The sequence below is a fragment of the Paraburkholderia fynbosensis genome, assembly GCF_902859935.1.
Lineage (GTDB): Bacteria > Pseudomonadota > Gammaproteobacteria > Burkholderiales > Burkholderiaceae > Paraburkholderia > Paraburkholderia fynbosensis.
Genome location: NZ_CADIKI010000001.1, coordinates 184,980 through 207,727 on the forward strand (window position 1 = coordinate 184,980; position 22,748 = coordinate 207,727).

Consider the following 22,748-nt stretch of genomic DNA (forward strand, 5'->3'; position numbering starts at 1 on the left):
CAGGCAGCGCCGCGCGCGGCGCGCGTATCGGCACTAACATAGCGATTCCCAGGTTTTCCGCCCGGCGGCGCCAACACTGCCGGGTCTTGCCATGACAGACGCCGAAAACATGCCGCCGACGCTCATCACACCGCACCAGCGCGCGCTGCCCCTGCTGACGCTGACCGATCTGCGGATCGCGGAAGCGCAGGCCGCGGCGGGGCTGGCGCCGCACACGCTGATGGCGCGCGCCGGCCAGTCGGCCGCGAGCTTCCTGCACGAGCAGATCACACGTGACACGTCGATCGAAAAATCGAAGCAGCGCGTATGGCTGATCGCGGGTCCCGGCAACAACGGCGGCGACGCGCTGGTTCTTGCGACCGCGCTGCACGAGGCCGGCATCGCGGTGGAGGTATGCATGCCGGTCGAAGCGAAGCCGGACGACGCCCGCTGGGCGCTCGACACGGCTCGCGCCGCTGGCGTGCCGATCGCGACGGCACCGCCCGTTTCGCTCGACGGCTATCGCTGGCTCGTGGACGGCATGTTCGGCATTGGCCTCACGCGGGCGCTCGACGGCGTGTTCGCGAGCGTCGCCCGGCAGTTGTCGCAACGCGCGAAGGCCCGGCCGAGGAAAGGCGGCGTGCTCGCGCTCGACGTGCCCAGCGGACTCGACAGCGACACCGGCACGGTGGTCGGCGGTGGTGTGGACGGCGCCGCCGTCCACGCCACCCATACGATCACCTTCATCGCCGCGAAGCCGGGCCTGTTCACCGCGCAAGGCCGCGACCTTTCAGGCGCGGTGACGCTCGCGCCGATCGGCGTCGACAGCAGCCTTCGCGCAGCCGTGCAACTGAACGCGCCGGAGCTGTTCGGCGCATTCCTGCCGCCGCGCGATTTCGCCACCAACAAGGGCACCTTCGGCAGCCTCGCGGTGGTCGGCGGCGACACCGGCATGTGTGGGGCGCCGATCCTCGCGGCGCGCGCGGCGCTCTACAGCGGTGCGGGCAAGGTGCACGTCGCGCTGCTCGGCGCAGGCGCTCCGCCCTACGATCCGCCGCATCCCGAACTGATGCTGCATGCGCTCGACGATCTGCCGCTCGACAAGATGGGCGCGCTCGCCGTCGGTTGCGGCATGGGGCATCGCGAGTGCGCGACGCAAGTGATGCACGACGTGCTGCAACTCGACGTGCCGAAGCTGTTCGATGCGGACGCGCTGAATCTGATCGGCAAAGATCCGGCGCTCGCCGCCGAAGTGACCGAGCGCGGCGTGCAAGGCGATCCATGCATCCTCACGCCGCATCCGCTGGAAGCGGCGCGTCTGCTCGGCAGCGACGCGCCAGCGGTGCAACGCGACCGGCTCGGCGCCGCGCGCGCGCTGGCCGCGCGCTTCGCGAGCGTCGTCGTGCTGAAAGGCACCGGCACGATCATTGCCGCACCGGACGGCCGGCTCGCGATCAACCCGACGGGTAACGCCGCGCTCGCAACGGGCGGCACCGGCGACGTGCTCGGCGGCATCATCGGCGCGCTGCTCGCGCAGCATCTGCCGCGCTACGAAGCGGCGCTGGCGGGCGTCTACCTGCACGGCCTCGCCGCCGACACGCTCAGCGCGCAAGGCCACGGGCCGGCCGGCCTCACGGCGGGCGAACTCGCGCCGATGGTGCGCACGCTGCTCAACCGTCTCTTCTATCCGCCGGGGGACATGTGAACCCGCGAAACACTGTGCCCCAATTTGGCCGCGGCAATGCCATACCGCTGCAGCCTGCCACGCAACGCCGCTATACTGACTAACTGCGCCGCGCGTCGGGTCGATCGCGGGTGGCGGCGAAACTTCAACGGGCTGGCCCTACGCTGTTTGACGGCTCGTCGAGGCTTTGCCGGCACCCGTGGACGAACCCGGGCGCGTGGCATCGCTCTAACAGCATCGTTGCATCATCCTCGGCAGCGCTTCATGCGCGCGCCTTTCTTCGTGCCCTTGGTTAGACGGACGCTATGACCCAGAACTCGCTCCCCTCCTGGTCCTCGTTGCAAACGCATTACGAGAAGATTCGCGATGCACACATGCGCGACTGGTTCGCCCCCGAGAACGACCCCGCCCCTACCCGGGCCGAACGCTTCACGTTCGCGGGCGGCGGTCTCGCGGCCGATTTCTCGAAGCACCGCATCACCGCCGATACCCTGCAACTGCTCGTGCAACTCGCCCGCGAAGCCGGCGTCGAGAAACGTCGCGACGCCATGTTCGCGGGCGACGTGGTCAACCCGACCGAAGGCCGCGCCGCGCTGCACACCGCGTTGCGCGCCACTGATCCGAAAGCGCCGTTCTTCGCCGAAGTCCAGGCCGAGCGCGCCAAGATGGCCGCGTTCGCCGACCAGGTGCGCAGCGGCGCATGGACCGGCTACACCGGCAAGCGGATTCGCTATGTCGTGAACATCGGCATCGGCGGCTCGGACCTCGGGCCGAAGATGGTCGTGCACGCGCTGCATCATCTCGCTGCGCCTGAGATCACCACCCACTTCGTGTCGAACGTCGACGGCGCGGATCTGTATAACGTGATGCAGCAGATCGATCCCGAAGAGACGCTCGCGATCATCGTCTCGAAGACCTTCACGACGCTCGAGACCATGACCAATGCGCGCTCGCTGCGCGACTGGTTCGTCGAGAAAGGCTGCCCCGAAAGCGCGCTCGCGAAACACTTCGTCGGCGTGTCGGCGAACCCCGCGGAAGTGGTCAAGTTCGGCATCGCGAAAGAGAACGTGTTCGAGATGTGGGACTGGGTCGGCGGGCGTTATTCGCTGTGGTCGGCGGTGGGGCTGTCGATCATGATCGCGGTTGGCCCGCAGCAGTTCGGCGAACTGCTCGCCGGCGCCAACGAGATGGACCAGCATTTCCGCGACGCGCCGCTCGAGAAGAACCTGCCGGTGCTGCTCGGCATGATCGGCATCTGGTATCGCAACTTCTTCGGTTCGCAAAGCTATCTGGTCGCCCCGTATTCGGAAGCGCTGCACTTCCTGCCATCGTATTTGCAGCAACTGGAGATGGAGAGCAACGGCAAGTCCGCTCGCCTCGACGGTGCAATGGTCGACTATCCGACTTCCGCCGTCACATGGGGCGAACCGGGTACGAACGGCCAGCATGCGTTCTTCCAGATGCTGCATCAAGGGCCGACCATCGTCCCGATCGACTTCATCGCAGTGCTGACGCCGGAGCATCCGCTCGCGAGTCATCATCCGAAGCTGCTCGCCAACTGCTTTGCGCAGAGCGAGGCGCTGATGCTGGGCCGCACGCTCGAAGAAGCGAAGAAAGTGGCCGGGCCGGACAAGCCGGAACTCGCGCCGCACCTGGTGTTTCCGGGCAACCGGCCGACCGCTACGCTGCTCGTCGACGCGCTCACCGCGCGTTCGCTCGGTGCGTTGATCGCGCTGTACGAGCACAAGGTGCTGGTGCAGGCGTCGGTGTGGAACATCAATCCGTTCGATCAATGGGGTGTCGAGTTGGGCAAGATTCTCGGCAAGGTGGTCGAGGCCGATCTGAGCGCGGCGAGCGTGGATGAGAACAAGCATGACTCGTCGACGTCAGCGTTGATCGCGCGGGCGCGGACTGCGTTGAAGCGGTGAGTTGAAGCGGTGCGTGCTCGGATGAGTCGGCGATTCGTTCGATGCGCGCGTCGGCAAGTAGCTCGTTGAACGCGATTGCGTGGTGCTTCAGGTTGGCCGCATGTTGCTCTATCGCGCTCGGCTGCCGGCCAAAGCAGCAATGAAAAAGCGGGCCCATTACGGCCCGCTTTTGCTTTTATATCGAAGCTCGCGCCTGGGTCAACCGCGCTCGCGGCTCATCACGGCCGAGCGTACACGTTCACGCAAGCCGCCCTGCTTCGATCGTCACGGTCGTATCGCAACGGCGCGCCAGCTCGACATCGTGCGTGACGAGAATCAGCGTGGCGCCGTTCGCCCGGTTCATCTCGAACATCAGATCGATCACCGCATGACCGGTCGCGGCGTCGAGACTGCCGGTCGGTTCATCCGCGAACAGGATGGCCGGATGCGTGACGAACGCGCGCGCCAACGCGACGCGCTGCTGCTCGCCGCCCGACAGCAGCTTCGGATAATGGCCGGTACGCTGCCCGAGTCCCACCTGTTCCAGCAGAAGACGCGCGCGCGTCGCGGCCTCGCGTGTGCCGATGCCGCCCTGCAGCTCGAGCGGCAACGTGACGTTTTCGAGCGCCGTCAAATGCGGCATCAGTTGAAACGACTGGAACACGAAGCCGACCGAGCCGCTACGCAACGCGGCCCGTTCATCTTCGGTCAATTCGGTGAGCTCGCGGCCCAGCAGCCGAACCGAGCCCGAACTGGCGCTGTCCAATCCCGCGAGCAAGCCGAGCAGCGTAGACTTGCCCGATCCGGATGCACCGACGATCGCCACACTGCTGCCGGCAGCGATAGCAAGATCGATGTCGTCGAGAATCGTCAGTTCGCCTGTTGCATCCTTAACTTTCTTGCACAAACCCCGCACTTCAATGACTGGATCAGTTTTGTTTAGCATGGTGAAGCGTAGGTTGAAAGTGCTCGCCATCGCCCCGCGCGCTACGGCGCTGACTACGGCATTCGGCTCGGCCGTCATGGCCGCCGCCCTGTTTTCGATGCCCCTACCGGTTCACGCCGCCAACGCGCCGGACCCGGCGAGACCGGTGATCGTCGTCCTGGGCGACAGCATCTCCGCCGAGTACGGCTTGCCCCGCGACACCGGCTGGGTTGCGTTGATGCGCCAGCGTCTCACCGACGAGCGAATCGATTATAGCGTCGCCAATGCAAGCATCAGCGGCGACACCACGAGCGGCGGGCGGGCCCGCTTGCCGGCGCTGATGCAGCGTCTGAAGCCGAGCATCGTGATCGTCGAACTCGGCGCCAACGACGCGTTGCGCGGCGTGCCGCTCTCCACCACCGAAGACAACCTGCGCACGATCATCGAACAGGCTCAGCAGGGCCATGCGAAAGTCGTGCTGGTGGGCATGTACGTCCCGCCAAATTACGGCCCGGACTATACGCAAAAGTTCCACGGACTGTATGGCGAACTGTCGAAGCAGTTGCGCGTGCCGCTGGTGCCATTCCTGCTCGCAGGAATCGCTGATAAGCCCGAGATGTTCCAAGCGGATCAGATTCACCCGACGCAGCAGGCACAGCCAGTGCTACTGGACAACGTGTGGCCCACTGTTAAGCCACTTCTTCGCACAAGTTCGCCGCGCTGAAAAGCTGGCTAACAACTTGTTTCTAGAACTTTGGGAACACGGATCGGTAAAGGTCACTCAGACACTTTCGTATCCCGTGTAATCCAGCTCGAATCTGAGCGCCTCTGAGGAGATAACGTGAAATACTTACCGTTAATCGCTTTGACCGTGGCAATCTCTGCCTGCGCCGCTCAACCGCCTGCTGGCGTTCAATCCGTCGGTCAAAGCCAGCAACCGCCACAGGCCGTGGCCAGTTGCATCGCGCAGAAATGGGCCGACGCCTCGCAGCAGCAGGTCGTTTCGCAAAACACGCTGGCGAACGATCGGGCGATGGACGTCTATGTTCCCGGTCAACAGCCGCCTAACGGCGCAGCCGCCGTGGTACGCCCGGCATACACCGGCGCAGGGACGTGGGTCGGCTTCCGCGGCAATGCCGCGGGCGGTCAGGCCACCGGTGCGATCAGCGGTTGCCTCTAACGTGCCACTGCGTACCGTGTGATGGGTATGATGCCCGTCAAATGGAAAAGCCCCGCAATTTGCGGGGCTTTTCTTTATTTGCGCGCTGTGCTCCGCGCGCCAGCAACATGGTTTGCCGGGTTTACTCGCCGTTCTGCTGCGCGTCGCTGCTGTCGAGTGAGCCATAGAACTTCACCTTCGAGCGGGCCCGCAATGCCTCGACATAGGCCTCGGCTTCGGACTGTGCCTCGACCTGCGCAATCTGCTGCTGCGCAGCGGCCAAACGCTGCGGATCAATCGGCGCACCCGCCGCTACCGCATTCACGCGATAGATCGCATAGCCGTCGTCGCCGAGATCCACACCGACGTAGGCTGGCAATTTTTGCGCATCGGCCTTGTAGATTGCGCTCAATGCGGCAGGCGGCACGCCTTGCGCATCGTTGCGCGATACCTTCAGCGTCGACGAGAAACCAGCGGTAGACTTCGACTTCTCGAACTCCGCGAGCTTTGCCGCACCGTCCTTGTGCGCAGCTTCGTTCGACTGCACCGCGATCACCTTCTGACGCACGGCGTCCTTGACGGCGTCGAACGCGGGCACGGCCGCGGGCTTGTAGTCGGTGACGCGCGCAGCGATCAGTGTGTTGCTGCCGACGTCGATGGCCTGCGTATTGTTACGCTGGACCGCCGCATCGTTCGCGAACACCGCCGCGAGGAACTTCGCATTGTTCAGCGGGCTGTCAGGCGGCAGCTTCGGATCCGGTTGCGGCGTCACCGTCGCGGTCTGCAGTGGCAATTTGTACTTGTCGGCGGCCGGTTGCAGGCTCTTTGCCTTCTCATACACGAGCGACGTGAAGCCTTCCGAAGCATCGCTGAAGGCCTTGCTTGCCAACTGCGTCTTCAGGTCTTTCGCGATCTGATCTTTCACTTCGTCGAACGGCTTCGTGACCGCCGGCTTCACGTCGGTCACCTTGACGATGTGAAAGCCGAAGTCGGTCTGCACGATGCCGCTGACTTCGTCCTTCTTCAGCGCGAACACGGCGTCGTCGAATGCCTGGCCGCCAGCGATCATGCCGCGGCCGAAGTAACCCAGATCACCGCCCTTTGACGCCGAACCTGGATCCTGCGAATTCGCCTGCGCGATCTGCGCGAACTGGTCGGGATGCGCCTTGATCTGCGCGAGCAACTCTTCGGCCTTCTGCTTCGCCTTGGCCTTGTCGGCCGCGCTCGCGTCTTTCGGCGCCGAGATGAGGATGTGGCTCGCACGCACTTCGACGTCGGTGCGAAAGTGCGCGATATTGTCGTCGTAGTACTTCTTCAGATCGGCGTCGCTCGGCCGGATGGACGCGCCCAGGCTTGCCGGGGACATCACCAGGTACTGGATCGTCGCAGTGGCCGGCGTCGCGAAGTCGTTGCGATGCGCGTCGTAGTAGGCCTGCAGTTGCGCATCGGTCGGCTGCACCTTCGCCGCATAGTCACGCGGATGGAACGCGATGCCCTGTACTTCACGCTGCTGTTCGGCAAGCTCGGTCAGATGCTGCGCGAGGGTCTTCGACGTGAACGCGCTGCCTTGAATGCTCGCGGGCAACTGCTGCATCGCGAGGCCGTAGCGCACGCGTTCGTCGTATTGATCGGGCGTCATGCCCTGCATCGCAAGCAACTGCTTGTAACGGTCGACGTCGATCGAGCCGTCAGGGTTCTTCAGCGACGAAATCACCGGATCGTTGAGCAGCACGCGGCGCACGGCGTCGTCGGATGCGGTCAGATGGAGGCGCTGCGTTTCATCGGCCAGCACGCGCTGCTCGATCAGACCGTCGAGCATCTGGCGACGGCGCTCCGGCGTATCGAACGACTTCATGTCGAACTGCGCGCCGAGCATCTGACGGGCGCGGTCGAGTTGCTGACGCGTCGCGTCGTCGTACTCTGCGCGGGTGATCTTGTGACCGTTGACGCTCGCGACGTTTGCACTTTCGTCAAAAAAGCCGCGGAAGCCTTGAATACCCACAAAACCCAACCCCGGCACAATGACGAGGATGAGCATGAACATCATCAGGCGTTTGTGATTGCGGAAAAAATCGAGCATGCGAAAGGAGTGCCAAAAACAGAACGCCCGATCTTACAACAGCGGGCAATAAAAAAGGCGAACCGGAGTTCGCCTTTCGTGGATACTGGCGGAGTGGACGGGACTCGAACCCGCGACCCCCGGCGTGACAGGCCGGTATTCTAACCGACTGAACTACCACTCCTTATACTGCGCTTTGCTGCAACGAGACCACTTGATCCGAATCTGAAACTGGTGGGTGCTGAGAGGCTCGAACTCCCGACCTACGCCTTGTAAGGGCGCCGCTCTACCAACTGAGCTAAGCACCCGTTTCGCGATTCAGTGTGCTTCGTTATTGCCACCTGCTTCTCAAGCAGCAAGCCCGTTAGTTTAGCGCATCCTTCAGAGCTTTGCCAGGCCTAAATTTAGGAACTTTTGCCGCTTTGATTTTAATCGCCGCGCCGGTGCGCGGATTGCGGCCCGTACGCGCGGTCCGCTTGCCGACCGCGAACGTGCCGAAGCCGACCAGAGTCACCGAACCGCCGGTCTTCAATGTTGCTTTGACGCCGCCGATCACTGCATCGAGTGCACGGCCTGCCGCAGCTTTCGAAATGTCGGCCTGCTGGGCAATGTGATCGATCAAGTCCGTCTTGTTCATTCCAACCCCCGAGAATGTTTATGACAATCGTGACGGTGCTCTGTAGCACCTGGCATCACGCGACCGGCGGGCAACGCCGGGCCGCCTCATTAGAATTGGCCGAAACCCTTGTGTCAAGCGGGGTTGAGCCTGATTCGACGGGTTTTTAAGGGGCTTTTTATTAGCAAATATTGTCTGGCGTCAACGCGCAAGCAACCTGTCACCCGAGGCACCTGGCGCGATGCTCACAAGGTGGGAAAACGTGACCTACGAGCGCATTGCAAAATCGCGCGGGCAATAAAAAACCCGCGGCCGTGACCGCGGGTTTCTGTTCAGCAAGCAGCTTCGCTTCTGGATGTTTTAGTGCTTCACAACCTCTGATGCTGCGTCTTTGCCCGGCTCCGCCGCAACGGGCGCGGCAGGTTTCGGTTCTTCTTCAGGCAAAGATTGCGGCACACGTTCGAGCGCCAGCTCGAGCACCTTGTCGATCCAGCGGACCGGCACGATTTCGATTGCGTTCTTCACGTTATCCGGAATCTCCGTCAAGTCCTTGACGTTTTCTTCCGGAATCAGCACCAGCTTGATCCCACCACGATGCGCCGCCAGCAGCTTTTCCTTCAGACCGCCAATCGGCAGGACTTCGCCACGCAACGTGATTTCGCCCGTCATCGCGACGTCGGCACGTACCGGAATACCGGTCAATACCGACACCAGCGCGGTCGTCATCGCGATACCGGCCGAAGGACCGTCCTTCGGTGTCGCGCCTTCCGGCACGTGGATGTGAATATCCTGCTTCTCGAACGCTTCGTCCTTGACACCCAGACGACGCGAACGCGAGCGCACAACCGAGCGCGCCGCTTCAACGGATTCCTTCATCACGTCACCGAGCGAACCCGTGCGGATCACATTGCCCTTGCCCGGCATCACCGCGGCTTCGATGGTCAGCAGATCGCCGCCCACTTCCGTCCACGCGAGGCCCGTGACCTGGCCAACCTGATTTTCCTTCGCAGCCAGACCGAAGTCGTACTTGCGCACGCCGAGGAAGGTGTCGAGATTGCTGCCGTCGACCTTCACCGCGCCTTCCGCCTTCTTCAGCAGAAGCATCTTCACGACCTTGCGGCAGATCTTCGAAATTTCACGCTCGAGCGAACGCACGCCCGCTTCACGCGTGTAGTAACGAATGATGTCGCGAATCGCGGTTTCCGTCACATCGACCTCGCCATCCTTGAGGCCGTTGTTCTTTTTCTGCTTCGGCAACAGATAACGCTGCGCGATGCTGACCTTCTCGTCTTCCGTGTAGCCCGACAAGCGGATCACTTCCATCCGGTCGAGCAGCGGCGGCGGAATGTTCAGCGAGTTCGACGTCGCGACGAACATCACATCCGACAGATCGAAGTCGACTTCGACGTAGTGATCGGCGAACGTGTGGTTCTGCTCCGGATCGAGCACTTCGAGCAACGCCGACGACGGATCGCCGCGGAAATCCTGACCCATCTTGTCGACTTCGTCGAGCAGGAAGAGCGGATTGCGCACGCCGACCTTGGTCAGGCTTTGCAAAATCTTGCCAGGCATCGAACCGATGTACGTACGACGGTGGCCGCGAATCTCGGCTTCGTCGCGCACACCGCCGAGCGCCATGCGCACGAACTTGCGGTTCGTGGCGCGAGCGATCGACTGACCGAGCGACGTCTTACCGACGCCCGGGGGCCCAACGAGGCACAGGATCGGCGCCTTGACCTTATCGACACGCTGCTGGACCGCGAGATACTCGAGAATGCGTTCCTTCACCTTCTCGAGACCGAAGTGGTCTTCGTCGAGCACGCGCTCCGCATTCGAGAGGTCATTGTTGACCTTGCTCTTCTTGCGCCACGGCAAGCCGATCAGCGTGTCGATATAGTTGCGCACGACTGTCGCTTCCGCCGACATCGGCGACATCAGCTTGAGCTTCTTCAGCTCGGCGTCGGCCTTCTTCTTCGCCTCCTTCGGCATGCGGGCAGCCGTGATGCGTTTCTCGAGGTCTTCGAGGTCCGCACCTTCTTCGCCTTCGCCGAGTTCCTTCTGGATCGCCTTGACCTGTTCGTTCAGGTAGTACTCGCGCTGGCTCTTCTCCATCTGGCGCTTCACACGCCCGCGGATGCGCTTTTCGACCTGCAGGATGTCGATCTCAGCTTCGAGTTGCGCGAGCAGATGCTCAAGTCGCTCGATCACCGGGAACATCTCGAGGATGTGCTGCTTCTGGTCGAGCTTGAGCGGCAGATGCGCCGCGATGGTGTCGGCCAGACGCCCGGCTTCGTCGATACCCGACAACGATGTCAGGATTTCCGGCGGGATCTTCTTGTTCAGCTTCACATACTGATCGAACTGCGACACGATCGCGCGGCGCAACGCTTCGGTTTCAGCGCTGTCGGCGTGGTCGGGTTCGAGCGGCATGACTTCGCACGAGAATTGCGTTTCCTGCTCTTCGATGGAAAGCGTTTTCGCGCGCTGCAAGCCTTCGACGAGCACCTTCACGGTGCCATCGGGCAGCTTGAGCATTTGCAGGATGTTGGCAACACACCCTACTTCGTACATGTCCTTTTCGGTCGGCTCATCTTTCGCAGCCGTTTTCTGGGCGACGAGCATGATGTGCTTGCCGCCTTCCATCGCTGCTTCGAGAGCCTTGATCGACTTCGGGCGGCCTACGAAGAGCGGAATCACCATGTGCGGGAAAACGACTACGTCACGCAGCGGGAGCAGCGGGAGCGTAATGCGTTCCGGCGGGAGGAGTTGGGTTCCTGACATTTCATTTCCCCATGAGTGGAATCAGTTCGTTCGATAGGTGAGGCCAGCAGAAAATATTGCAAGCCTCCGCGTGTGGGAAAAGTTCAGTGACTCCGAAGGTTCAGTGACTCCATAGTGAAAACAACCATCCTGACCACACGATAAACGAAAAAGCCGTTCACGTCGCCATGAACGGCTTTTTTACAGAACCCGAAGCCGATCAGTTCGAACCCGCGACCTTGGGCGCGTCTTCGTAGATCAGTAGCGGTTTGCCGTCGCCGTCAATCACGTTATCGTCGATGATGACCTTGCTAACGCCTTTCATTTGCGGCAGGTCGTACATCACGTCAAGCAACGCCTGTTCCAGGATAGAGCGCAGACCACGCGCACCCGTCTTGCGACGAATGGCTTTGCGCGCCACAGCCTGCAACGCGCCCGGACGGATTTCCAACTCGACGCGTTCCATGTTGAACAGCTTGTGGTACTGCTTCACCAATGCGTTCTTCGGTTCGACGAGGATTTTCATCAGCGCCGCTTCATCGAGCTTGCCGAGCGTGGCGACGACAGGCAGACGGCCGATCAGTTCAGGAATCAGGCCGAACTTGATCAGATCTTCCGGCTCCACTTCGCGCAGCACTTCGCCGGCGTCACGGTCCTGCTTGCTCTTTACGCTCGCGCCGAAACCGATACCTGTCTTCTCGGTACGATCGACAATGACCTTCTCGAGCCCGTCGAATGCGCCACCGCAAATGAACAGAATGTTGGTGGTATCGACCTGGATGAAGTCCTGATTCGGATGCTTACGGCCACCCTGTGGCGGCACCGACGCCATCGTGCCTTCGACCAGCTTCAGCAAAGCCTGCTGCACGCCTTCGCCAGACACATCACGGGTGATCGACGGGTTGTCGGACTTGCGGCTGATCTTGTCGATTTCGTCGATATAAACGATACCGCGCTGAGCCTTGTCGACTTCGTAATTGCAGTTCTGCAGCAGCTTCTGGATGATGTTCTCGACGTCCTCGCCGACATAGCCGGCTTCCGTCAGCGTGGTTGCATCGGCAATCACGAACGGGACGTTCAGAAGGCGCGCGAGCGTCTGCGCGAGCAGCGTCTTGCCAGAACCGGTCGGACCGATCAGCAGAATGTTGCTCTTGGACAGCTCGATCTCGTCCTTCTTGTCGAGATGCTTGAGGCGCTTGTAGTGGTTGTACACCGCGACCGCGAGAATCTTCTTCGCGCGTTCCTGACCGATCACGTACTGGTCGAGAATCTCGCGGATTTCCTGCGGACTCGGCAGATCGGACTTCGACAAGCCCGCCTCGATGCCCGCGCCGGCAGCCTCGTCGCGAATGATTTCGTTGCACAGGTCGATACATTCATCGCAGATGAATACCGATGGGCCGGCAATCAGTTTCTTGACTTCATGCTGGCTCTTGCCGCAAAACGAGCAATACAACAGCTTTTCGCTGTTAGAACTTTTCTTGTCCGCCATAGATGTGTGAGCCTCCGGACACTCAATTACATGATACGCCGTTTGCCCCCTACCTCGCAGCGCCGCAGGGGACTTGAGCCAAGGTGACGGCGCTTGCCGCAGGCGCTCGGACGGTCTTGATTATTTCACAATCGATCTGACGGCGGTTTTGCCCCAATTAGAGGCAAAAGCGCACCGGATCAAGGACGCTTGTGTGCGACCTGGTCAACCAGACCGTAAGCTTGCGCGTCGTCGCCGGACATGAAGTTGTCACGATCGGTGTCACGCGCAATACGTTCGACGGGTTGGCCCGTATGGTGCGCGAGCAGATGGTTCAACCGCTCCTTCAAATACAGGATTTCGCGCGCCTGAATTTCGATGTCCGACGCTTGACCGCGCGCGCCGCCCAACGGCTGGTGAATCATCACGCGCGAATTCGGCAGCGCAAACCGCTTGCCCTTCGCGCCCGCCGCCAGCAGGAATGCACCCATGCTCGCCGCGAGACCCATGCACAGCGTGGAGACGTCCGGCTTGATGAACTGCATCGTATCGTAGATCGCCATGCCGGCCGACACCGAGCCGCCCGGGCTGTTGATGTAGAAGCTGATGTCTTTGTCCGGATTCTCGCTCTCGAGAAACAGCATCTGTGCCACGACGAGATTCGCCGTCTGGTCGTTCACTTCACCGACCAGAAACACAATGCGTTCTTTGAGCAGACGCGAATAGATGTCATACGAGCGCTCGCCCCGGCCGCTCGTTTCCACGACGATCGGCACAAGTCCGAGCGCCTGCGCTTCGAGATCCCGCGACGACTGGGAGGTCAACGTGTCCAGCATTTGAGCGCGAAAGGTCATGCAATGGATCCTTGTCTGGAAATATTCTAAATATCAGATGCTGGACAGGTGGTGTGCGACGAGCCCGTATTCAAGTGCGCGATCAGCACAAGCGCGTTGCACGACACAACGCAAAGCACATTCACAGCACAAAAAAACGGCGTGCGGGCCGTCACTCCGACAGCCGGCACGCCGTTGCAGCGACACTTACGCTTGCGCCGTCGCGCTTGCCAGTTCTTCGAAGCTCACTTCCTTGTCCGTCACCTTGGCCTTGCTGAGCACGAATTCGACGACATTGGCTTCAACGACGTACGCTTCCATTTCAGCAAGACGTTGCTGGTTGGAATAATACCAGCGGACGACTTCCTTCGGGTCTTCGTAGCTTTTCGCGAATTCGTCGACTTCGGCGCGAATCTGCTCCGGCTTGGCTTGCAGTTCGTTGGCCTTGACCAGTTCGGCCAGTACGAGGCCCAGCTTGACGCGGCGCTCGGCCTGCTCCTTGAACATGGCGGGAGGGATCGGCGCGTCTTTGGCGTTCGGCACGCCGCGTTGCTCCAGATCCTGGCGCGCCATCGCGACGAGGCGTTCCTGGTCCTGTTCGATCAGCGCGTTCGGCACGTCGAGTTCCGAAATCTTCAGCAGCGCGTCCATCACCTGGTTCTTGACGATCGCTTGCGTGCGGCGCTTCGCTTCGCGCTCGAGGTTGTCCTTGATCTCGGCGCGCATCTTGGCCTGGTCGCCGTCTTCGATACCGAGCGACTTCGCGAAGTCAGCGTCGATTTCCGGCAGGTGCGGCCACTCGATCTTCTTCATCGTGATCGTGAATTGCGCCGTTTTGCCCGCCACGTCCTTGCCGTGATAGTCCTCAGGGAAGGCCAGATCGAATTCCTTCGCCTCGCCGACCTTCAGGCCTTGCGCCGCCTTTTCGAATTCCGGCAGCATGCGACCTTCGCCCAGCACGAACGCGAAGTCTTCCGCGCTGCCGCCCTGGAACACTTCACCGTCGATCTTGCCGACGAAGTCGACCGTCACGCGATCGCCTTCTTTCGCTGTCGTATCCGCGCCGCCGTCGCCGTGCTCGCCGGCTTCGCCGCGAGCGTGGAAGTGCACGCGCTGCTTGCGCAGGATTTCCAGCGTGCGGTCAATTTCCGCTTCGCTGATGGTGGTCGTGGTGCGCTCGATTTCAGCCGTGGCGACGTCGCCCAGCCGCACTTCCGGGTACACCTCGAAGGTCGCGTCGAATGCGTAGTCGCCTTCGACTGCGTCGGCCTTCGGCGCGAAGCTCGGCTGACCGGCCACGCGCAGGTTCTCCGCGCGGCTGATGTCGAAGAATTCCTTGCCGACCTTGTCGCTCAGCACTTCGGCTTCCACCTGGCCCGAATACTGCTGCGTCACCATCTTGAGCGGCACCTTGCCCGGGCGGAAACCCGGCATGCGCACGTTCTTCGCGAGTTGACGGATACGCGAGTCCACTTCCTTCTGCACGGCGTCCTTCGGCAGGGAAATCGTTACGCGGCGTTCGAGCTTGCCGAGGTTCTCAACAACGTTAGCCATGGCTTCAATCGTCCTAAATTTATTCGAGCGAATCAGTTATCTTCTCCGTGCCGCTTTTCGATGTCGCCGATGTCGCGTTTGCGTCGTTTAGCATCGATTGCGCGCCTGCGCCGCGGGCTTGCAGGCCGCCGGCAGCACGGTTGGGTCCAAAGAGCCGAATATTTTAGCAAACTATTTGCGCGCCTAGCCGGGATTCGATAAATGCGCGGATTTTTATCGGCATTCCGGGCGCTTTCCGGGCTGTTTTGGCGCGGTTTCGGTGGGGGGCGTGCCGTTTCCGTCATCCTGACGCACGCGCGCAGGCGTATTTCTCCACACCTGCGCTGTCTGCTGCGCGACGGTAGCGCGGCATGGGCGGGTGGCCGCGTCGATTGCGAAGCTCCGCTTCGCCGGCGTTATGGCGTGCCAGCTGCCTGCGGCGACCGGCAACCTTGCCCGCCTGGCGCGCTACGACGGACGATCCCAGCTATGCCTTTCGACATATTCAGTCGGCCCGCCCATGCTGATAAGCTAGCGAACGCGCTCGGGGCTGCATTCGCCTCATGTCATTGCCCCGCCTTCGCAACGATTCCAACCATTCAGAGACACCATGCCGAATTCGCCGTCCTCGCCTGTCGTCGTCATTGCCCCCGATTCCTTCAAAGGCTCGCTTAGCGCGGAGCAGGTCGCGCAGTCGATCGCATCCGGCATCCTGCGCGCTCGCCCCGACGCCAGCGTGCGCATCTGCCCGATGGCCGACGGCGGCGAAGGCACCCTCGACGCCATGCTCACGAGCGGCGGCGAGCGCCGCAAACTGAGCGTGCGCGGCGCGGCCGGTCCACTGCGTGAAGCGCTGACGGGCCTGCTCGTGGATGGCAGCGCGATCATCGAGACGGCGGAAATCGTCGGCATTACCGATCCGGTCGGAATGGGTGTGCCGGTCGAAGCGCGCAGCACGCGGGGCATGGGCGAAGCCATTCGCGCGCTGCTCGACGCCGGTGTGCGGCGCTTTTTCATCGCGCTGGGCGGCAGCAGTACCAACGACGGCGGCGCCGGCCTGCTGGCCGGCCTCGGCCTCAGACTCTTCGACGCGCAAGGCAACCAGCTCGAAGGCACGCCCGAACAATTGGCGCGCGTCGCGCGTCTCGACGTCTCGCAACTCGACGCCCGGCTCGCAGACACGCAGTTTGTCGGCATGTCGGACGTGGATAACCCGCTCACCGGCGAGCACGGCGCGACAGCGGTCTTCGGTCCGCAAAAAGGCGTCAAGCCCGGCCAGGTTGCGTCGATCGACGCCGCCCTCGCCCATTTTGCCGACCTGCTCGAGGCCGCGCTCGGCCGCACGGCGCGCGATCAGCCCGGTGCGGGCGCGGCCGGCGGCCTCGGCTTCGCGCTGCATATGCTCGGCGCGCAGTTCGAGCCGGGCGCGGAAACGGTCGCGCGGCAGATCGGTCTCGATGCGGCGCTCGAAGGCGCAAACTGGCTGATTACCGGCGAAGGCCGTTCGGACGTGCAAACGCTGCACGGCAAAGCGCCCTTTATTGCGTGCGGTCATGCGCGAGCGGCCGGTGTGCCTGCCACGCTGCTCTCCGGAGGGGTCGACTCCGCCGCGTTGCCTCGTCTCGCCGAATACTTCAGCGGTTGCTTCTCTCCGGCACCCGGACCGATCACGCTCGACGTCGCGATTCGCGATGCGGCACGCCTGCTCGCCGACGAGGCCGAACAACTGACGCGCCTCAAATACGGCTCGCGTTGACCGGCGGGACGGTTGCGGCAACAATCACTGCGCCGCGATCGCTCCACTCACCACGGGATCAGCATGAAGGACTCCGCCAAAGCCGGGCTTGAACAGTTCCTCACGTATCGTCTGCACGTGCTGAACAAACTCGCGGAGCGTGGCATCAGCGAGCGTTATCAGGCGAAGCTCGGCGTGAGCTTGCCGGAAGCGCGGGTGATTGCATCGGTGGGTTCGTTCGGACCGTTTTCCATCATGGAACTGGCGAGGCATGCCAATCTCGACAAAAGCCAGGCGAGCCGCGCGGCCGAAGCGATGATCCGGCAAGGGCTCGTGCAGCGCCGGCCAAGTGCCGAAGACGGTCGCGTGGTGCTGGTGTCGCTGACACCGGAGGGCCGCGCGCTGTACAGGAAGGTGATGCCGATCGCGCGCAAGTGGAACGGCGATATGTTCGATTGCCTCGACGAGCGGGAAAAGGCCGCCTTCGGCGATGCGCTCGACAAACTCATCGAGACAATGATTGAGCGAGTGGTGTAAGCGGTGGGAGCGTGGACGGACGACGCGGGCTCTGCGCTGATCTGCCTTGCATGCGGCTCGCTCTGCGCGGATTGATTCGCCGCAGCGTCCAACACTGCCCTGTTCGTTTGACTATGCGGCGGCCAACCCCAGTCGCTCGCACCATCACCTTTTCTCGCGGTCCGGCCCGTCGTCGACATTCGCACTGCCACCGATTCCCGCATCACCCACCGCGCCGCTTGTCACACCGGGCGCCGCGGGCAGATCAGCGGCCACTTCCCGCACGCGTGACTGCGCCATCCGCGCGAGCCACCATGCGATCATCCCGAGCGAACTCACGGCCAGCAGCAAAGCCAGCCACGACAGATAGCGGCGCGGCGCATCCGGCTCGCCGAGCACCGAGGAGCCTGCGCTCGTGCCTTGCGCCACAGGCGGCAGCACATCGCCCAGGCGCGCGCCCGCCACGGTCGACGACGCGCCCGCCAGCAACTCGTCCCGCGCCACCGCCGCCGATGACGCGGCCGCGCTCCCCACCATCAACACGAACGGTGCGGCTCCGCGCGCGGCAAAACTCAGCGTCGCCGGCTGCCAGCCGGCAGCAACGGTCAAACTGCCGGTGCCCAGTCCGCCATTGCGCGTATCGACCACCACCCGCCATTGGCGATCCGTGTCCGGCTTCAGTTCGAGCGATGGATTGTTCTGCTCCACCGCGCCGTTATGCAAGCGGAACAGCATCGCACTGGAGACCTCGCGCCAAGGCGCGTCCAGTCCCGCTCGCGAGTACACCACGGCAGGCGCCACCGTATTGGTCTGCGGCAGAATCACGCGCAAACGGTCTACCGGGTACGGGCCGCCCGTCGTGAAGAAATACTCGCCGGCTCTCGGACCCGCGTGAGCGACGATGCCTTCACGCCATTCGCGCTGCGCGTCGCCCCGCCACGCCGATCCTGCGATGCCCGTATGCACCTCCGCGTCCATCGACTCGACATACGGCACGCCATCGAGCCAGCGCAGTCGCAGGTAACGCGCGTGGGCGCCGTCCAGTTCGATGCGGTCCTGACTCAGCAGGCTGCCGTTGTAGTTGACCTTCAGCAGTTGCGCATTGCCCGCGGGTTGCCAGTGACGCAAATCGTCGCTCGACTCGATGCTTACACGGCCCTGGTAGTTGTCGTCGCGCAGATGCACGCGCAGCGCGCCGATCTGCCCTGATCGCGGCGCGCGTCCGGTATCAATCAGGTCTACGTCATGCTGGGCGCGCGGCGGCGGCGGCGAGGTCGCGCGCAACGATCCATCGGCCGCCATCGCTACCCCGACTGGTGCGCCGTTGCCGCCTGCCGCGGCTGGCGGCACGGGAAACCAGCTCACGGCACGCAGAGCCGGCGCAGGGCGCGCGGGTTCGCGCGGCGCATCGAGCGAGTACGGCACCGCTTCGCCGGCGCCGTTGAATACGCGCACGTCGCCGAGGTCGCTGCGCTGGCTCGCCGCATACACCTTCGCCGGCAGCATCACGCTGTAGTACGCGGCGCCGTCTTCGAGCTGGAGCGCGAAACGTTGCGCGAAATGGTCGGCTGCGGCTGCGGGTGGCGACATCCACGCAGCGGCGATTGCAAAGCACCAGGCGGTCAGTCTCAACGCATGCTTCATTGTTCAGTTTCCGGAACGACTGCTTGGGAGTGAAACGGGAATATAGCCAGACAGGCCAGACAGCGAAAGGAGACGACGATTGCCGTCCGAGCGCACCGCCAGCGAGGCAGAACGCCCGGCTAGCCGTCCACATGATCGCGGTAATACACAGACCATCGAGAATACCTAAACTGACGCCTGCGTGCGTCGAGGTGATATCCGCCGGCCTCGAACCAGCGCCCACGCCGCGATACTGTACAGCCCGTGCGGCCATGCGGCCGAATTCGCGACAGCGCGCCAACCATGTCAAAATTCGGCATCGGCCACCGAGCCTTCACCCTCCCACTTTTCATCCAAGGAAGTTTCAGTGGACATCAACAAACAGGTCGCAGCCCTCACTGCCTCGGAACTCCAGACTGCCGGCGCGAGTCAGGCGACCGCGATCGCGGTCAGCGTACTACTGCGTCATCTTCGCTCGCCCGAACTGGTCAAACTGTTGTCGTCGGCATTCGAAAACCATCAGGCGGTCATGCTGCAAACGCCGTGGCCGGATCAGATGCTGCAGGCTTTCGAATCGACCCGCCGTTTCCTCGAAGGCGCAGCGCAGGCGGACCTGCCGGGCGCGCAGGCGCAACCGGACACGCCGGGCGCCTGAGGTGATGGCGGGCAGGCTTCGCCCGATACGCGCGGCAGAGTCAGGCCAGAAAACAAAAAACCCCGTCAGTCCAACGACTTAACGGGGTTTTTCGCTACTGATAAGTGGTGCGAGGAAGGGGACTCGAACCCCTACACCCTTGCGGGCGTCAGGACCTAAACCTGGTGCGTCTACCAATTTCGCCACCCTCGCAGCCGGGCACGCCGCCAAGCGTCCTGCCCGATGTCCAGCCTGCTCGCGGCCGCGCCAGAAACACGCACCCGAAAGCGTAAGCGCGAGATTCTAACCGATTGATCCGCGCTTGTCTGCATCTGTCCGGTGTCTGTAGAAGCGGCGCCGATGCTAGAATTTCTGGCTTGACGCAGGCACGCCGTGCCCTTCTTCGCCTGCCCTTGCCCACATTCCCAATCCAGTGAATTTCGACGAATATTGCCAGCAGAAAGCGGCGCCGCCCGGATCGAGCACTTACTATGCGCTTCGGCAGGCGCCCACAGCGAGCCAGCCATTGTTGACGGCGCTGTTCGCATTGCGCCGCGAGTTCGAGGAAACGGTCAAGGAAACCAGCGATCCGACCATCGGCCGCACGAAGCTTGCATGGTGGCAAAACGAGATCGCCGCGCTCGCTTCGGGCTCGCCCTCCCACCCGGTTTCCAAGGCACTGGCCGCCTATCTGCCCGACGTGAAGGGGGAATATCCAGCGCTCCAGGCGTTGCTCGCCGGTTTCGAAATCGATCTCGACCAGGCGCGTTACCTCGACTATCCGAATCTGCGACGCTATATGCAAAGCGTCGGCGGCACCTTTGCGTCGCTGGTGGCACGCGCGACGGCGAAGGACGCCGCGCAGGCACCGGTCTGGGCGGCGCCGCTCGGCGAGGCGCTCACGCTCGCGCAGTTCGTCGCCGAAACGGGCAATGACGCGCGGCACGGGCGCATCTATATTCCGATCGACGAAATGCAGCGCTTCAACGTCACCGCAGCCGATCTGATCAACCGGAAATATAGCGACGCGTTCACCGAGCTGATGCGTTTCGAAACCGGCCGCGCGCGCGCCACGCTGCAAACCGCGCTCGCCGCAGTGCCCGCGCATGAGCGCCGCGCGCAGCGCACGCTGCTCGCATTAGTGGCGCTGGCGTCTGCCCTGCTGGATGAAATCGAACGCGACGGTTATCACGTTCTGCATCAACGCATCGCGTTGACGCCGATCCGCAAACTGTGGATCGCGTGGCGCGCGAGATAGAAGCGACGGGCCGACGCAGCACGGTGCGCTGCCCGGTGCTGTTTGGCTCCGCTTCGCGCAACTGAATTGCTCAGGCCATCAGTCATCGAAAGCATCGCCATCGCGCTCGATTCACCGTCAATCGTTCAATAGCGGCAACGGCTCGAACCGCTGTTGCAAAATCGCCGATGCATCGAGCCCCCACCAGGGTCCCAGCACGGTTGCATAGAGCCGCCGAAAATCGACGCCCAGCGGCAAATTGCCGTTGCCGTCAAGCCGTGCGAGAGTGGGCGGCATGCCGTACAAGCCGCCCCGCACACGTCCGCCCATCACGAAATGCGGTGCGACGGTGCCGTGCTCGGTGCCCCTGCTCTCATTCTCTCGCGGACGACGCCCGAACTCGGCATAAGTCATCACCAGGGTGCTGTCCCAGCGGCCGAGTTCGACGAGCGCCGATTTCATCGCGGACACCCCTTCCCCGAGTTGCCTGAGCAAGGCGGTCTGCTGAGCGGGTTGGTTCTGGTGCGTATCGAAACCACTCAGCGTCAGGCAGATGACGGCGACGCCCCGGCTGCTTTTTGTCAAGCCGCGCGCGGTGCTCGCAAAGGAGGGTGCATTCGGCGCATCGCGAGTGGCCAACATTTGCATCGCCGCTCTGATCGAACTACCGAATGCGCCGTCGGGAAACACCGTCTTCAATTGCGCATGACCCTGCGCGAGGCGCGCGCGATAGGCGGCTTTCGGGATGCTGTTCGCGACGTTGTTGTGAAGACGCGTCGGCGGCGACACGGGCGTCGTGGGCCACGTCACGTCGACGAACTGTGCCGGATTGGCCACGGAGAGAGCACGTGCGCCGTGCGCGAGCGGTCCCATTTCAGCGCTGCCGATCACCACGCCATCTGCGGCAAAGCCGGCGGGCACCGGCGTCTGCGCAAACGCGCGTGTCAACCAGCCTTCGCGCAAATACTGGTCGGAGCGCGACGCGGTGTCCCAGATTTCGGTCGATCGGAAATGCGAGACGTTCGGCTGCGCATAGCCGACGCCCTGCACGATTGCCAGCTGCCGGCTGCGCCAAAGCGCAAGCAGCGGCCGCAACGAAGGATGCAGCGCGGTATGGTCATCGAGTTGAATCGCCTGCTCACGCTTGATGCCGACGTTCCTGCGCAGCGCGTAATAAGTGGGATCGGCAAACGGAATCACGGTGTTCAATCCGTCGTTGCCGCCTTTCAGCTCGATCAGGATCAGGAGGTTGTCGTACCCGCGGCTTTGGGACATGCCAGCCGCCATCGCCTGCGCGCCGAACGAACGCGGCAGCCAGAGCGTCGCGCCGGTGGCTGCGCCGATCGACAGAAAGCTGCGTCGTTTCATTGTCACCCTCGTTCTATTGGTATGGCGCGGGTCGTATCTGCGTCGATGTGTCCAGCGAGGCACAGCGGTCGAATGGATCGTGATCGCGCCGACTCGCGTGAGCGGCAAGACCATGCGCTGCAACGACGGTCGAATCTGCAACACCCGAGTTCGCCATCGGCGTAGTGATGCAAGGCGGAGCGAAGCTCGCGACATCAAAGCGTACGCCACCTTGACCGGCTCGCGCCATGTGCGTTCCAACGACGGCTATTGCTGCATGGCGGACGACGCATCGTTCGCCCGCGAACTTCGAATATCGGCGACCCGATGAGCCTGAACGCTGCGGGCGAAGTCCTTACTTGAGCATGCGCTGGCAATGGGCGGTGTCATCTAGCCGCCTCGGCATCCCGGCACAATAGCCTTCTCTGCTACGCAGGCTGGCCTTTCCCGAACCTCAGCGTGAAACGCTTATTTGAGAGGAGCATCGACAGTGTGTTCGTCGGCTTCCACACACAAGCTGCACGTAATGTTTCGTAACGCCGAGCACATGCAGGCTGCCATTCGACATGCTGATCATCGGCGTTCGCAACTGCGCCCAGCCCGGCAAGGCCTCAGCAGCCATCCTGGTTGACGAACACAAGAAACGTTTTCGCACACGCGCACGCAGATCGCTCCACGCTGCTCAACAGTCGAGGAAACGCGCTTTGATCAATGGGAAGCACAACGAGAT

Annotated in this window: 17 protein-coding genes and 3 tRNA genes; 8 read left to right on the forward strand and 12 right to left on the reverse strand. The window is 62.7% G+C overall.

Annotation, left to right across the window (positions count from 1 at the left end; translation table 11 throughout):
• Nucleotides 1-91: 91 nt before the first annotated feature.
• Together HV770_RS00785 and pgi are read left to right on the forward strand one after the other, a co-directional pair.
• Complete coding sequence (locus tag HV770_RS00785) at nt 92-1,684, forward strand: NAD(P)H-hydrate dehydratase (RefSeq protein ID WP_175157668.1); 1,593 nt, start codon at nt 92-94, stop codon at nt 1,682-1,684.
• A gap of 284 nt (nt 1,685-1,968) precedes the next feature.
• Nucleotides 1,969-3,591: a glucose-6-phosphate isomerase gene (gene pgi / locus HV770_RS00790; RefSeq protein WP_175157669.1), complete on the forward strand. Its 1,623-nt coding sequence runs from the start codon at nt 1,969-1,971 to the stop codon at nt 3,589-3,591.
• Nucleotides 3,592-3,829: 238 nt separating this feature from the next.
• Here the strand turns inward: pgi and HV770_RS00795 are convergent, their stop codons facing one another.
• Nucleotides 3,830-4,516 carry an ABC transporter ATP-binding protein gene (locus HV770_RS00795; protein ID WP_175157670.1) on the reverse strand — a complete coding sequence of 229 codons (687 nt, stop codon included), beginning with the start codon at nt 4,514-4,516 and terminating at the stop codon, nt 3,830-3,832.
• Between HV770_RS00795 and HV770_RS00800 the strand changes: the two genes are divergently transcribed.
• The gene (locus tag HV770_RS00800) at nt 4,515-5,219 is read left to right on the forward strand and encodes an arylesterase (RefSeq protein ID WP_121318251.1); all 705 of its coding nucleotides are present in this window, start codon (nt 4,515-4,517) and stop codon (nt 5,217-5,219) included. The two genes, HV770_RS00795 and HV770_RS00800, sit on opposite strands and share 2 nt — an antisense overlap.
• Nucleotides 5,220-5,336: 117 nt before the next feature.
• On the forward strand, nt 5,337-5,675 hold the full coding sequence (locus HV770_RS00805) for a hypothetical protein (RefSeq protein ID WP_175157671.1): 339 nt from the start codon (nt 5,337-5,339) through the stop codon (nt 5,673-5,675).
• 121 nt (nt 5,676-5,796) lie between these two features.
• On the opposite strand, the gene HV770_RS00810 is transcribed toward HV770_RS00805, so the two are convergent.
• The 8 genes from HV770_RS00810 to tig form a co-directional block, all read right to left on the reverse strand.
• Complete coding sequence (locus tag HV770_RS00810) at nt 5,797-7,734, reverse strand: SurA N-terminal domain-containing protein (RefSeq protein WP_175157672.1); 1,938 nt, start codon at nt 7,732-7,734, stop codon at nt 5,797-5,799.
• An 86-nt stretch (nt 7,735-7,820) separates the two neighbouring features.
• Nucleotides 7,821-7,897 (reverse strand) — tRNA-Asp (locus HV770_RS00815).
• Nucleotides 7,898-7,945: 48 nt separating this feature from the next.
• Nucleotides 7,946-8,021 (reverse strand) — tRNA-Val (locus HV770_RS00820).
• Nucleotides 8,022-8,077: 56 nt separating this feature from the next.
• Nucleotides 8,078-8,350 carry an HU family DNA-binding protein gene (locus tag HV770_RS00825; RefSeq protein WP_121318257.1) on the reverse strand — a complete coding sequence of 91 codons (273 nt, stop codon included), beginning with the start codon at nt 8,348-8,350 and terminating at the stop codon, nt 8,078-8,080.
• Between the two features lie 339 nt (nt 8,351-8,689).
• Nucleotides 8,690-11,110 (reverse strand): endopeptidase La, encoded by a 2,421-nt coding sequence (gene lon / locus HV770_RS00830; RefSeq protein ID WP_175157673.1) that lies wholly within the window; start codon nt 11,108-11,110, stop codon nt 8,690-8,692.
• 199 nt (nt 11,111-11,309) lie between these two features.
• The gene (gene clpX, locus HV770_RS00835) at nt 11,310-12,581 is read right to left on the reverse strand and encodes an ATP-dependent Clp protease ATP-binding subunit ClpX (RefSeq protein ID WP_121318261.1); all 1,272 of its coding nucleotides are present in this window, start codon (nt 12,579-12,581) and stop codon (nt 11,310-11,312) included.
• A 179-nt stretch (nt 12,582-12,760) separates the two neighbouring features.
• On the reverse strand, nt 12,761-13,414 hold the full coding sequence (gene clpP, locus HV770_RS00840; protein WP_007182010.1) for an ATP-dependent Clp endopeptidase proteolytic subunit ClpP: 654 nt from the start codon (nt 13,412-13,414) through the stop codon (nt 12,761-12,763).
• A gap of 186 nt (nt 13,415-13,600) precedes the next feature.
• Nucleotides 13,601-14,947: a trigger factor gene (gene tig, locus HV770_RS00845; protein WP_175157674.1), complete on the reverse strand. Its 1,347-nt coding sequence runs from the start codon at nt 14,945-14,947 to the stop codon at nt 13,601-13,603.
• 589 nt (nt 14,948-15,536) lie between these two features.
• Between tig and HV770_RS00850 the strand changes: the two genes are divergently transcribed.
• Together HV770_RS00850 and HV770_RS00855 are read left to right on the forward strand one after the other, a co-directional pair.
• On the forward strand, nt 15,537-16,682 hold the full coding sequence (locus HV770_RS00850; RefSeq protein WP_175157675.1) for a glycerate kinase: 1,146 nt from the start codon (nt 15,537-15,539) through the stop codon (nt 16,680-16,682).
• Between the two features lie 63 nt (nt 16,683-16,745).
• Nucleotides 16,746-17,198, forward strand: coding sequence for a MarR family winged helix-turn-helix transcriptional regulator (locus HV770_RS00855; protein WP_121318267.1), 453 nt, complete (start codon nt 16,746-16,748; stop codon nt 17,196-17,198).
• Between the two features lie 144 nt (nt 17,199-17,342).
• Here the strand turns inward: HV770_RS00855 and HV770_RS00860 are convergent, their stop codons facing one another.
• Nucleotides 17,343-18,821, reverse strand: a complete 1,479-nt coding sequence (locus HV770_RS00860; RefSeq protein WP_175157676.1) for a DUF3999 domain-containing protein — start codon at nt 18,819-18,821, stop codon at nt 17,343-17,345.
• Nucleotides 18,822-19,167: 346 nt separating this feature from the next.
• On the opposite strand from HV770_RS00860, the gene HV770_RS00865 reads away from it, so the two are divergent.
• The gene (locus HV770_RS00865) at nt 19,168-19,455 is read left to right on the forward strand and encodes a hypothetical protein (RefSeq protein ID WP_175157677.1); all 288 of its coding nucleotides are present in this window, start codon (nt 19,168-19,170) and stop codon (nt 19,453-19,455) included.
• Between the two features lie 105 nt (nt 19,456-19,560).
• Here HV770_RS00865 and HV770_RS00870 read toward each other — a convergent pair.
• Nucleotides 19,561-19,647: transfer RNA gene (locus tag HV770_RS00870), tRNA-Leu, on the reverse strand.
• 220 nt (nt 19,648-19,867) lie between these two features.
• On the opposite strand from HV770_RS00870, the gene HV770_RS00875 reads away from it, so the two are divergent.
• On the forward strand, nt 19,868-20,692 hold the full coding sequence (locus tag HV770_RS00875) for a squalene/phytoene synthase family protein (RefSeq protein WP_175157678.1): 825 nt from the start codon (nt 19,868-19,870) through the stop codon (nt 20,690-20,692).
• A 117-nt stretch (nt 20,693-20,809) separates the two neighbouring features.
• On the opposite strand, the gene HV770_RS00880 is transcribed toward HV770_RS00875, so the two are convergent.
• Nucleotides 20,810-22,039: a DUF1501 domain-containing protein gene (locus HV770_RS00880; RefSeq protein ID WP_175157679.1), complete on the reverse strand. Its 1,230-nt coding sequence runs from the start codon at nt 22,037-22,039 to the stop codon at nt 20,810-20,812.
• Nucleotides 22,040-22,748 lie beyond the last annotated feature (709 nt).